This is a genomic window from Rhizobium sp. NLR8a (assembly GCF_019685235.1).
Taxonomy (GTDB): Bacteria; Pseudomonadota; Alphaproteobacteria; order Rhizobiales; family Rhizobiaceae; genus Rhizobium.
This window is the reverse complement of sequence record NZ_JABDWI010000007.1, coordinates 320,472-333,050: the sequence shown is the minus strand read 5'-3', so window position 1 is coordinate 333,050 and position 12,579 is coordinate 320,472. Positions and strand designations below refer to the sequence as shown.

The 12,579-nt window shown below is 61.0% G+C and carries 11 protein-coding genes; 5 read left to right on the top strand and 6 right to left on the bottom strand.

What is annotated here, in order from left to right; all coding sequences use genetic code 11:
* Positions 1–143: 143 nt before the first annotated feature.
* Positions 144–473 carry a heat shock protein HspQ gene (gene hspQ / locus HJC04_RS15940; RefSeq protein WP_210631375.1) on the top strand — a complete coding sequence of 110 codons (330 nt, stop codon included), beginning with the start codon at positions 144–146 and terminating at the stop codon, positions 471–473.
* 374 nt (positions 474–847) lie between these two features.
* On the opposite strand, the gene HJC04_RS15935 is transcribed toward hspQ, so the two are convergent.
* Positions 848–1,501, bottom strand: coding sequence for an invasion associated locus B family protein (locus tag HJC04_RS15935; protein WP_210631376.1), 654 nt, complete (start codon positions 1,499–1,501; stop codon positions 848–850).
* Between the two features lie 275 nt (positions 1,502–1,776).
* Between HJC04_RS15935 and HJC04_RS15930 the strand changes: the two genes are divergently transcribed.
* The 3 genes from HJC04_RS15930 to HJC04_RS15920 are packed head-to-tail and all read left to right on the top strand — an operon-like array spanning position 1,777 to position 4,877.
* A complete protein-coding gene (locus HJC04_RS15930; protein ID WP_221146605.1) occupies positions 1,777–3,579 on the top strand; it encodes an extracellular solute-binding protein in 1,803 nt (600 codons plus the stop codon).
* Between the two features lie 60 nt (positions 3,580–3,639).
* Positions 3,640–4,311: a DsbA family oxidoreductase gene (locus HJC04_RS15925; RefSeq protein ID WP_221146604.1), complete on the top strand. Its 672-nt coding sequence runs from the start codon at positions 3,640–3,642 to the stop codon at positions 4,309–4,311.
* Positions 4,312–4,319: 8 nt separating this feature from the next.
* A complete protein-coding gene (locus tag HJC04_RS15920; RefSeq protein ID WP_221146603.1) occupies positions 4,320–4,877 on the top strand; it encodes a GrpB family protein in 558 nt (185 codons plus the stop codon).
* 28 nt (positions 4,878–4,905) lie between these two features.
* Here HJC04_RS15920 and HJC04_RS15915 read toward each other — a convergent pair whose 3' ends face one another.
* The 4 genes from HJC04_RS15915 to HJC04_RS15900 all read right to left on the bottom strand — a co-directional run bounded on the left by HJC04_RS15915 (position 4,906) and on the right by HJC04_RS15900 (position 9,592).
* Complete coding sequence (locus HJC04_RS15915) at positions 4,906–5,238, bottom strand: DUF6572 domain-containing protein (RefSeq protein WP_183703276.1); 333 nt, start codon at positions 5,236–5,238, stop codon at positions 4,906–4,908.
* Positions 5,239–5,303: 65 nt separating this feature from the next.
* A complete protein-coding gene (locus HJC04_RS15910; protein ID WP_221146602.1) occupies positions 5,304–5,771 on the bottom strand; it encodes an OsmC family protein in 468 nt (155 codons plus the stop codon).
* 15 nt (positions 5,772–5,786) lie between these two features.
* Positions 5,787–9,290 (bottom strand): transcription-repair coupling factor, encoded by a 3,504-nt coding sequence (gene mfd, locus HJC04_RS15905; RefSeq protein WP_210631380.1) that lies wholly within the window; start codon positions 9,288–9,290, stop codon positions 5,787–5,789.
* The gene (locus HJC04_RS15900) at positions 9,287–9,592 is read right to left on the bottom strand and encodes a succinate dehydrogenase assembly factor 2 (protein ID WP_210631381.1); all 306 of its coding nucleotides are present in this window, start codon (positions 9,590–9,592) and stop codon (positions 9,287–9,289) included. Before HJC04_RS15900 ends, mfd begins: the two co-directional genes overlap by 4 nt.
* A gap of 92 nt (positions 9,593–9,684) precedes the next feature.
* Here HJC04_RS15900 and recG point away from each other — a divergent pair, with 92 nt between their 5' ends.
* Positions 9,685–11,790: an ATP-dependent DNA helicase RecG gene (recG, locus tag HJC04_RS15895; RefSeq protein ID WP_221146601.1), complete on the top strand. Its 2,106-nt coding sequence runs from the start codon at positions 9,685–9,687 to the stop codon at positions 11,788–11,790.
* On the opposite strand, the gene HJC04_RS15890 is transcribed toward recG, so the two are convergent.
* Entirely contained in the window at positions 11,787–12,494 is a 708-nt protein-coding gene (locus HJC04_RS15890) for a DUF502 domain-containing protein (RefSeq protein ID WP_210631383.1), read from the bottom strand. The genes recG and HJC04_RS15890 overlap by 4 nt on opposite strands.
* Positions 12,495–12,579 lie beyond the last annotated feature (85 nt).

Below are 12,579 nucleotides of genomic sequence, written 5' to 3'. Positions count from 1 at the left end.
GAAAGTCCCGGTCCGCCGGGACTTTCACCTCCCCGGTCATGAACGGCAGAAGGAGGATATGACGTTCATGTGACGCGCTGGTGCAAAAATCTTGATTTGCACCGCACCAATCACCAAATTTGGTGATGAAAGGAAGTCGTACCATGAAAGAAAGAATAGCAAAGTTCAGTATCGGCGAAGTGGTCCGGCACAAGGTTTTTCCGTTTCGCGGCGTCATCTTCGACGTTGATCCGGAATTCGCGAATACGGAGGAATGGTGGAATTCCATTCCGGCCGAGGTGCGGCCGAGCAAGGACCAGCCCTTCTACCACCTGCTCGCCGAAAACGAGGAAAGCGAATATGTCGCTTATGTCTCCGAGCAGAACCTGGTGAACGACGAAAGCGGCACGCCGCTTCGCAACCCGCAGATTTACCAGATCTTCGATCAGGCGCCGTCGGGGCAGTTCAAGCCCAAGATGAGCTTCGCTCACTAGATCAGACGTGCGGATCGGTCAATCAAGGCCTCGCCTCTCCCAGCGAGGCCTTTTCTTTTGACGCGAAATCCAGTTGCCAGGTTAAACTGCTGACAATTCCCGCCAATTTCTCTTTTGCTTTGGCTGGCAAGGCCCCCCATCCGGCTGCCGCCACCTTCTCCCGATCGCGGGTAGACGGGACATGCCGCAAGCTCTCGGTCCCCCTCAACGCCTCGCAGGGCACGTCCCCTCTCGCCGTCAGAACGGGGAGGTCAGGGTGAGGGGCAAATCGCCGGTGCGAACCAGACAGCCATGGCTCAAGGCCGAGGAGATAGAGGCTTACCAATAAAAAAACCCGGCCTGAAGCCGGGTTTCTATTCAAAATGGCGGCAGGATCACTGCGCCTTGGCTGCCTTCTGGGCGTCTTCCAGTTTCTTGCGAGTTTCCTCGGCCTTCTTCTGCATGCTTTCCTGCAGGCTACGCTGGGTGTCGGCGAGCTTGGATTCGGAAACCGGTTCGCCGTCATAAGCGCCGGTGAAGCCTTCGAGCGAGATCTTGATCGGATTCGGAGCGCGGCGGAAGTTGATCGAGGTGAAGACCACGTCGCTGCCCTTCTTGAGGCTGGCGATCATCGCGTCGGTCAACGGAACTTCAGCCGTGCACTTGTCCGGCAGGCAGATGACATAATCGAGCTTCTGCCCCTTGCCGCCGTCGATCTGCATGCTGATGCCAGGCGGGATGAGACGCGCGCTCTGGACCGAAACCTGCAGGAGCTTGCGGTTGATCTTGCCGGTAACCGAGATAAGGCCGACGGCCGTGACGAGCTGGCCGCCATTGGCGAGGATCAGGTTCTGGACAACGCAAACGTCGTTATCTTCCTGCTTGCTGCAGGTCTTGTACCAGCCGAGCTTGGGCGAGCCGACGCCCTGGGCTGGGCCCTGTGCCGCCGCATCCTGGGCGAAGGAGGAGACCGGCGCCGAAGCGGCGCCGAACATCACTGCCAGAACGGACAGTGCTGCCCGCATTTTCTTTTCAGACTTGAACATCATAACGAATTCCGTCTCCTGATATCCGTTCGGAGCAGCGACGTGCCACCCCAACCATCGGGTCGTTCGGCACTCCACCTCATGGAAAAATAAGGCAAATGCATGACCCCGAAACTTCGGGTTCACCTGTTACATCGCAGCGTTCAAGATATCCAGCTTTTCTTTGGCAATTTCATCGACAGGCCAAAGAAATCGCGCCTGCGTGTTGGAATCGGTCGACCCCATGCTAATCTCGCGATGAATCATGCACTTATTTTTCGCGGATCAAGGATTGCCGAATGCTCCGGATCATCGTCACCGTCGTCCTCTCCTTGCTATGCAGCGCCGTCGCCGCAGAGCCGCTGCACGGCATCGCGATGCATGGCGAGCCGGCCTTGCCGCCTGACTATAAGCACTTTCCCTACGTCAATCCCGACGTGAAAAAAGGCGGCAAGATCACCTATGGCGTCGTCGGTACCTTCGACAACCTCAATCCGTTCATCCTGAAGAGCATGCGCACGACGGCGCGCGGCATGTGGGATCCGGAATATGGAAACCTCGTCTACGAATCGCTGATGCAGCGCTCCCGTGACGAGCCATTCACACTTTACGGCCTGCTTGCCGAAACGGTCGAATGGGACGACGACAGGAGCTTCATCCAGTTCAACCTCAATCCGAAGGCGAAATGGTCCGACGGTCAGCCGGTGACGCCGGAGGACGTCATATTCACCTTCGAGCTGATGCGTGACAAGGGACGCGTGCCCTATTCCGAACGCTTAAAAGTCGTCGCTAAGATGGAGAAGGTTGGCGAACGCAGCGTGCGCTTCACTTTCAATGAGAAGGCTGACCGCGAGACGCCGCTGATTTTTGGTCTTTTTCCGGTGCTGCCGAAACATTTGGTCGATCCGGAAACCTTCGACCGCACCTCGCTGACGCCGCCGGTCGGTTCCGGTCCCTACAAGGTGAAGACGGTGAAACCCGGCGAGAGCATCACCTATGAGCGAGATCCAAATTACTGGGGTAAGGACATTCCCGCGAAGGTCGGCACTGACAATTACGATCAGATCACGGTTCAGTATTTCCTGCAGGACACAACGCTGTTCGAAGCCTTCAAGAAGGGCGATATCGACCTCTATCCTGACGGTAATCCCGGCCATTGGGCCAATGCCTACAATTTCCCCGCCGCCACCTCCGGGACCGTCATCAAGGATGTGTTCACGCCGAAACTGCCAAGCGGCATGCTCGGCTTCGTCTTCAATACTCGCCGGCCGATCTTTACCGATCCGAGGGTGCGCGAAGGCTTGTCGCTGGTGTTCGATTTCGAATGGGCGAACAAGAATCTCTATTCCGGCGCCTATAAGCGCACGCAGAGCTTCTGGCAGAACTCGGAACTCTCGAGCTTCGGCGTCCCCGCCAATGCGGCCGAGCTTGCGCTGCTCGGGCCGATCAAGGACAAAATCGCACCCGAAATTCTCGACGGCACCTATAAGCTGCCGGTTACCGACGGCTCCGGCCGTGACCGCAACGTGCTGAAGCAGGCGGTCGGATTATTGAAACAGGGCGGCTATACGATCCAGGGCGGCAAGATGGTCGACGCCTCCGGCCGCCAGCTCGCCTTCGAGATAATGACGCAGAATGCCGACCAGGAGAAGCTTGCCGTCGCCTATCAGCGTTCGCTGCAGACGATCGGCATTGCTGCTTCGATTCGCACAGTCGATGATTCGCAGTATCAGAGCCGGACGAACAGCTTCGATTACGACATGATCATCAAGTCCTATACTTCGTCGCTGTCGCCCGGAACCGAACAACTCGGCCGCTGGTCTTCGGCAGCGCGCACTCAGGAGGGCAAGGATAGCTTTGCCGGCGCCAATGATCCCGATCTCGACACGCTGATCGATCACGTATTGCGAGCACGCTCGAACGAGGATTTCACTGCCGCGGTGCGCTCTTACGACCGGTTGCTACTATCCAGCCACTACGTGCTGCCGCTCTATCATATGGACCAGCAATGGGTTGCCCGCAGCAAGCGCATCGGCCATCCCGACACGGTACCGCTTTACGGTTACCAGCTGCCGGTCTGGTGGGATACAAGCGCCCAATAGAAGCGGCCGCAACACTTTGGCCCTATGTCTCTTCCGGAGACACACAGAAGGAACATCATCATGGAGCGCATCACCATCGACGTCGTCTCGGATGTCGTCTGCCCCTGGTGCTATCTCGGCAAGGCGCGGCTGGAGCTCGCCATCGCCGAAGTGCAGGACGAGATCGGCGTCGACATCAACTGGCGGCCGTACCGGCTCAATCCCGACTATCCCAAGGAAGGCGTCGACCAGAAGAGGGCGCTCGCTCAGAAGCTCGGCGGCGAGGAGCGCGTGGCGCAGGCGCACAAGATGCTCACCGACTACGGCCGCGAGGTCGGCATCGCCTTCGATTTCGCAGCGATCAACATCGGCCCGAACACGCTCGACGCTCACCGGCTGATCCACTGGGCGATGATCGAGGGCCGCGAGAAGCAGGACAAGGTGGTTACGGCGCTGTTCAAGGCGAATTTCGAGGAAGGCCGCAATGTCGGCGACCATGCGGTGCTGCTCGACATCGCCGAGAAGGCCGGCCTCGACCGGTCGGTCATCGCCTCGCTGCTTGCGTCCAATGCCGATAGCGATCTGATCGTCGCCGAAATCAAGGCGGCACAGGAGATGGGCGTCAACGGCGTACCGTTCTTCATCTTCGACCAGCAATATGCCGTCAGCGGCGCCCAGACGCCAGATGTGCTCGCGAACGCGTTGCGCGATATCGCCAAGGCGAAGGCCGAGGCGCGATCGGGGCTGAACTGAGCCCATCGATGCGAATCGAGATCGAAGAGCCGCGGCAGAGCTGGGTCGAGGATTTTGCGATCCTCAAATCCGCCATCATTGGAGCAGCACCCGCCGGGGCATACCTGCATCACATCGGCTCGACCGCAGTTCCCGGGCTTCCCGCCAAAAATATCGTCGATATTCAGCTGACGGTGAACGATCTCGCTGACGTCGACGCCGACGCATTTGAAGAGGCGGGCTTCGAGCGCAGGCCGATCCTCATTGATCACTGCCCTCCGGGACTCGATTTGCCGGAAGACGACCTGCGCAAGGCCTTCTATCGCAGCAAGGGGCGTCCGGCGAATCTGCACATCCGCGAGAAAGGCCGTTTCAATCAGCGATATTCTCTTCTTTGCCGCGACTTCCTGCGCGCCCATCCGATAGCGGCAGGCGCCTACGCCCTGATCAAGCAGCGGCTTGCCCAAAGGTTTCCAGACGACGTCGATTTCTACTACGACATCAAGGATCCGGTGTTCGACATCATCATGGACGGCGCCAATGACTGGGCAAAGCTGATCGGCTGGTCAGAACCGCCAGGGGACTAGCATGGTTGACGTATTCGTCGCTAAGTAGCTAATCTGCACTAAACAAGCGGTGTTGAAGCTTTATTCCTGCCCCGTCAACGATCTTTGCAACTTGGTTGTAGAAGCCTAAGGCCAGCTGGCTAGGTGGATATTTGCATACGACGTCTATCAGCACTGCCCGGCCTTTGGCGTCAGGGTATACCTCCAACATCTCTCCGCTCTCAACAAAGCGCAGATAGCTCTTGAGCTTTTCTTGCAGCAACAGAAGGTGCTCATCAACTCTTACCGTCCACTCAAGGTGATCCGTGATAGTCAGCACCAGCTCGCCTGTCGCGTCATCTACACCGATGGCATCAACTACGTTCGTTTGATCTAGAGACATTCTGACTACGCAAGAGGCTAAACTGATCCTAGTGTGAAACTCCGGGGCTTCCAGTTTGGCGCCGCTCAGTCCAAAACCGGAACGCAGCGCACCTCGGTTTTCACCGAATTGGCGATGAAACATTCGTGGTGGGCGCGATGATGCAGGGCGTCGAGCTCGCCGAGCGAAGGCTGCTTTTCGCCGCTGAAGACGACATGCGGCCTTAGCGTCACCACGGTCATGGCAAGACGGCCTTCGCTGTTCTTCTCCATGACGCCCTCGGCGGTATCGGTGTAGCTGTCGACGCAAAAGCCCTGTTTGGCGGCAATCGACAGGAACCAGAGCATGTGGCAGCTGGAGAGCGAGGCGACGAAAGCCTCCTCCGGATCGACCGCATCCTCGGCGGAATAGGGCAACGGAACCACATGCGAGGATGAGGAGGCCCTCACCTCGATGCCGCCGTCGAAGGTCCAGCGATGGACGCGGCTGTAGCGGTTGTCGGTGAAGATCTCGTCGTTGCGCTGCCAGGCGATTCTCGCGCCGTATGTCGCCATAGCCGTCTCCCTCTATTACTTGGCCATCTCGGCCAGTTGCGTCATGATGACTGCCGCGCCCTGCAAGCGCTTCTCAGGCGTCGGCAGGTCGCGGGTCAAGAACAGGCTGTGATCGGGACGAATCTTCGCCATCGTACCCTGCTTGCCGATATAGCCGACGAGATTTGCCGGATTTGGAAATTCCTTGTTGCGGAACTGAACGACCACACCCTTCGGGCCGGCATCGAGTTTTTCGACATTTGCGGTCCGGCAGAGCGACTTGATGTAGACGATCTTCAGGAGATGCTGGACTTCGATCGGCATCGGCCCGAAGCGGTCGATCATCTCGGCGCCGAAGCCATCGATCTCCTTGAGGTCGGTGATTTCGCCTAGTCGGCGGTAGAGCGCCATGCGCAGATGCAGGTCCGGCACGTAGTTCTCGGGGATCATCACCGTGGTGCCGACCGAAATTTGCGGCGACCAGCCGGTATCGTGGATTTCGTCGACACCCTTGACCTCGGCGACCGCCTCTTCCAGCATCTGCTGATAGAGTTCGAAGCCGACCTCCTTGATGTGGCCTGACTGCTCCTCGCCGAGCAGGTTGCCTGCGCCGCGAATATCGAGGTCGTGGCTTGCGAGTTGAAAGCCGGCACCGAGCGTATCGAGCGACTGCAGCACCTTCAGCCGGCGCTCGGCCGTCGCCGTCAGCACCTTGTTGACCGGCAGGGTGAAGAGCGCGAAAGCGCGCACCTTCGAACGGCCGACACGGCCGCGCAGCTGATAGAGTTGCGCGAGGCCGAACATATCGGCGCGGTGGACGATCAGCGTATTGGCCGTGGGGACGTCGAGGCCGGATTCGACGATGGTGGTCGACAACAGCACGTCATAGCGGCCTTCATAGAAGGCGTTCATGATGTCTTCGAGTTCGCCGGCCGGCATCTGGCCATGGGCGACGGCGACCTTCAGCTCCGGCACGTCGGACTGCAGGAAGGCGTGCACATCCGCGAGATCGGCAAGCCTCGGGCAGACATAGAAGCTCTGGCCGCCGCGATAGTGCTCGCGCATCAATGTCTCGCGAATGACCAGGCTGTCGAACGGCGAGATGAAGGTGCGCACCGCCATGCGGTCGACAGGCGGCGTGGTGATGAGCGACAGTTCGCGCACCCCGGTCATGGCAAGCTGCAGTGTGCGCGGGATCGGCGTTGCCGACAACGTCAGCACATGCACGTCGCTCTTCAGCTCCTTCAGCCGCTCCTTGTGCTTGACGCCGAAATGCTGTTCCTCGTCGATGACGAGCAGGCCGAGATTGGCGAATTTGATGCCGGCGCCAAGCAGCGCATGGGTGCCGACGACGATATCGGTCTTGCCTTCCGCGACTTCCTTCTTGGTCAGCGCCAGTTCTTTCGAGCCAACGAGGCGCGATGCCTGCTGAACGCGTACCGGCAGGCCGCGAAAACGCTCGGAAAAGGTTTTGAAATGCTGGCGGGCGAGCAACGTCGTCGGTACGACGACGGCGACCTGGACGCCGTTCATCGCCGCGACGAAGGCAGCGCGCAGGGCCACTTCGGTCTTGCCGAAACCGACATCGCCGCAGACGAGGCGGTCCATCGGCCGGCCGGCGCCGAGATCAGAGCGCACGGCGTCGATGGCGTTGTCCTGGTCTTCGGTCTCGTCATAGGGGAAGCGGGCGGCAAACTCGTCATACAGGCCATCCGGCGCCGTCAGAACAGGCGCATGACGCGTCAGGCGCTCGGCGGCGATGCGGATCAGCGCATCGGCCATGTCGAGCAGGCGCCGTTTGAGCTTGGCCTTGCGCATCTGCCAGGCGCCGCCGCCGAGCTTGTCGAGCTGGGCATCAGTGCCCTCGCCGCCGTAGCGCGAGAGAAGATCGATGTTTTCAACCGGCAGGAAGAGCTTGGCCTCGTCGGCATATTGCAGTTCGAGGCAGGCATGCGGGGCGCCCGCCGCTTCGATCGTCCGGAGGCCGATGAATCGGCCGATGCCATGTTCGGCGTGGACGACGATCGAACCTTCGTCGAGGCCGGCAACCTCGGCGATGAAATCGGCGGCGCGCTTGCGGCGCTTGGAGCGGCGAACCATGCGGTCGCCGAGAATATCCTGCTCGCCAATGACGACGAGCTCGCCCGCCTCGAAGCCGGATTCGAGATTGAGCACCGCAGCAGCGGCCTCGCCTTTCGCCAGCGAGCCGAGATCCTTCAGCGCCTCGACCGGCTTGACCTTTTCCAGCCCGTGTTCGTTCAGCACCTGCAGCAGGCGTTCCAGCGAGCCCTCGGTCCAGGCGGTGACGAGCACCTTCGCGCCGGCGGCGCGGCGGTCGGCTATATGCTTGACGACGACGTCGAAGATGTTGATGCGTTCGGCATCACCGCCGCCTTCGGCATTGGCGCGAGCCCAGCGCTGACCTTGGCGGGCTTCGACATTGATTACCCGCCTCGCCTCGCCCTCATGCTCGTTGAACGGGGTGATGCGGATCGCGCCGAGCGCGTCGAGCGTTTTGGCAAAAAGCTTGCTGTCGAGATAGAGCTGGCCCGGCGTCACCGGCTTGTAAGGCGTGCCCTGGGCCATCTGGCCCTTGGCCGGTTGGCCGGAATTCAGGCGGGCGTCGAAATAATCGAGGACGAGCTTGGAACGTTCCTCCGCCGCCTCGCGCACCGTATGGTCGGTAACGATGCGGAAGCCGCTGAGGTAATCGAAGACGGTATCGAGCTTCTCGTAGAAGAGCGGCAGCCAATGCTCCATGCCGGGATAGCGGCGGCCTTCGGAGACGGCGAGATAAAGCGCATCGTCACGCGTTGTCGCGCCGAAAGCGGAGAGATAGTTCTTGCGGAAGCGGCTGATCGTATCCGGGGTCAGCGTCACCTCGCTCATCGGGTTCAGATCGAGGGAACGCACCTGGCCCGTCGTGCGCTGGCTCGCCGGATCGAAGCTGCGGATACTCTCCAGCGTATCGCCGAAGAAATCGAGGCGCACCGGCTCTTCCGAACCCGGCACGAAGACGTCGAGAATGCCGCCGCGTACTGCGTATTCGCCCACTTCACGAACCGTTGCGACGCGATCGAAGCCATTGCGCTCCAGGCGCCCGGCAAGATCGTCCATGCGCAGCTGATTGCCGGGACGGGCCGAAAAACTCAGACTTTCGATGACATCCTGCGGCGCCACCTTCTGCAGCATGGCGTTGGCGGTGACGAGCACGATCGCGGCATGCGGCTTCTTGCGATGCGCGATGAGGCCGCCCAACGCGGCCAGCCGGCGGGCCGAGGTATCGGCGCTCGGCGAGACGCGGTCATAGGGCAGACAGTCCCAGGCCGGTAGGGTGAGAACCGGGATGTCGGGGGCGACGAAGCCGAGCATCTGTTCCAGATCGGCCATACGATGGCCGTCCGACATGACATAGGCGACGGGTTCTCCCGCTCGGGCAAGCTCGGCGAGCAGCAGCGGTTCGAGACCAGTAGGCACATTGCCGATCGTCAGCGGCTCGGCAATGGCCGCAAGCTTCTTCGCATCGAAACCAGGGATCATTCCGGCGTCCTGAGGGGCTTGTCGAAATCGGGCGTATAGGCGGCGAGGCGGGCAAACATCGGTGTCTGGAAACGCTCAGGCACCGGCCATGTTCCCATGATCCAGCGGACGAGATCATTGTCCTCTTCGGCCATGATCGTCTCGAGCTCGTCGAGTTCGGCTTCCGAAAGCGTCGCGATCTCGGCTTCGGCGAACTGGCCGAAGACCAGATCCATTTCGCGGATGCCGCGGTGCCAGCAGCGGAAGAGGATTCGGCGGCGGCGCGGGTCGAGACCGGCACTCGTGAGCGTGACACCTGTCATGGCATTACCTTCCTGTTGATGCGCCTCTATAGACCCTCGAAAGCGGCTTGTCAGCCTTGCCAAGGCCGCATTGTTCATCGCATTTTGGCCGCATGCGCCCCGCCATTCTCGATCCTCTGTTTTCTCCCGTTTCGGGCCTTCCGGGCGTCGGCCCGAAGATCGCCGAACTGCTGGTTAAGCTGCTCGGGCGCGAGACGGTGGAGGATTGCCGGGTCATCGATCTTCTGTTCCATGCGCCGTTCTCGCTGATCGACCGGCGCAACCAGCCGGGGATCGCCCGCGCGCCACAGGGTGCGATCGTCACGATCACCGCGCGCGTCGACCGACACCAGGTGCCACCGCGGGGCAAAAGCAATGTTCCCTACCGCGTCTTCCTGCATGACGAGACCGGCGAGTTGACGCTGGTCTTCTTCCGCGGCCAGGCGGCATGGCTGGAAAAGCAGCTACCCATCGATGCGGAGGTGACGGTCAGCGGCAAGATTGACTGGTTCAACGGCCGCGCCTCGATGGTGCATCCCGACTATATCGTCAAAGCGGAGGAGACGGAGAGCCTGCCGCTCGTCGAGCCGATCTATCCGCTGACGGCCGGGCTTTCGCCGAAAACGCTGCGAAAGATCATCGACACCGCCCTGCCGCGCTTTCCGGAGATGCCGGAATGGATCGACCTGACGCTGACGCAGAAGCAGGGCCTGCCGACGATCCGTGACAGTTTCCATATGCTGCACGAACCGCGCGATCCATTGGATGTCGATCCGCAGGCCCCTGCCCGAAGGCGGCTCGCCTATGATGAATTTCTGGCCGGCCAGCTGTCGCTCAGCCTGGTGCGCCAGAGGCTGCGCAAAGTGGCGGGCCAGCCGGTGCATGCGACCGGTGCGGTCAGCAGCAAGATCGTGAAGGCGTTGCCCTTCTCGCTCACGTCAAGCCAGAACGATGCGATCGCCGAGATTCTGAACGACATGGCCGGTCACGAGCGCATGCTGCGGCTGTTGCAGGGCGATGTCGGCTCCGGCAAGACGCTGGTGGGGCTGATGGCGATGGCGGCGGTGATCGAGAGCGGCGGCCAGGCGGTGCTGATGGCGCCGACGGAAATCCTGGCGCGGCAGCACCACGCGACCATCTCGAAATTCGCCGCCTCTGCCGGACTCGACATCGAGGTGCTGACCGGGCGCACCAAGGGACGCGAACGGGAGGAAATCCTGGAGCGCATCGCCTCCGGCGCGGCGCAGATCATCATCGGCACACATGCGCTGTTTCAGGAGAGCGTCAGTTACGCAAACCTGATGCTTGCCGTCGTCGACGAGCAGCACCGTTTCGGCGTTCACCAGCGCCTGCGGCTGACGGCAAAGGGCATCTCGCCGCATATGCTTGTGATGACGGCGACGCCGATCCCGCGCACTCTGGTACTCGCCGCCTTCGGCGACATGGATGTTTCCAAACTCACCGAGAAGCCCGCCGGCCGCAAGCCGATCCAGACGATCACCGTGCCGATGGAGCGGACCGGCGAAATCGTCGGACGGCTGCGGAGCGCGATCGCTGAAGGTAAGAAGGCCTATTGGATTTGCCCGCTGGTCGAAGAATCCGAAGAGCTCGACCTGATGTCGGCAGAGGAGCGGCATGCGACGCTCGTCTCCTCGCTCGGCCCCGATATCGGCCTCATCCATGGCCGTATGAGCGGCGCGGAGAAGGATGCGGCGATGATGGCCTTCAAGAATGGCGCGACCCGTCTTCTCGTCGCCACCACCGTCGTCGAGGTCGGCGTCGACGTGCCGGATGCGACGATCATGGTGATCGAACATGCAGAGCGTTTCGGCCTGGCGCAGCTGCATCAGCTGCGCGGCCGTGTCGGGCGCGGCGACGAGGCCTCGACCTGCATCCTGCTCTATAAGGGACCGCTCGGCGAAACCGGCCATGCCAGGCTGTCGATCATGCGCGAGACGGAGGATGGTTTCCGTATTGCCGAGGAAGACTTGAAACTGCGCGGCGAAGGCGAATTGCTCGGCACCCGCCAATCCGGCACGCCGGGCTTCCGCATTGCCAGCCTCGAGGCGCATGCCGACCTGCTCGAGATCGCCCGCAAGGATGCGGCCTATCTGATCGAGCGCGATCCGGAACTAACCAGCGAAAGAGGACAGGCGATCCGCACCCTGCTCTATCTGTTCCGGCGCGACGAGGCGATCCGATTCCTGAGGGCCGGTTAATCGGCTTTCGAAACCGCCACCGGCTTCGGCCGCGGCAAATGCTTCTGCTTCGGCTCGGACGGTCTATGCTCGGGAGCCACGAGGCCGCCTGATATCAGGTACTTGGCGGCGTCTTCCGGGCTCATATCGAGCATGACGATCTTTTCGCGCGGCACGAAAATGAGGAAACCGGCCGTCGGCACCGGCGTCGGCGGCAGGAAGACGGCCACCATATCCTGACCCATGGCGTTAAACTTCGAGGCAATCTCGCCCTTGGCGTCGGTGGCGACGAAGACCAGCGCCCAAAGGCCGGGACCCGGATACTCGATGAGGCCGACCTTCTTGAAGGAGTTCGACTGTTCTTTCAGCACCGTTTCGAAAATCTGCTTCACGCTTCTGTAGATCGTGCGCACCAACGGCATGCGATGGACGATCGATTCGCCGAACCGGACGATGCTCTGGCCAATCAGGTTCTTGCCGAGAAAGCCGACGACGGTGATCAGCACGACGGCAATCAGCAAGCCGAAGCCGGGAATGGCGAAGTTGAGATAGCTTTCCGGGTTCCAGCGCGCCGGAATATAGGGCCTGACCCAGCTGTCCGACCAATGGATGAAGGTCCAGGTCAACCAGATGGTGATGGCGATCGGCGCGCAGATGATCAGCCCTGCTAGAAAATTGTTCCGCAACCGGGTCGCGACAGGCATTCTGGGGGCATTGTCGGTCATCTCTACTGATGAACTCCATCTCAGTCCTGGACGGGCCGGAACTCCGGCCCTTCCCCCTCGTCCATATGGTAAAATTGCCAGAATT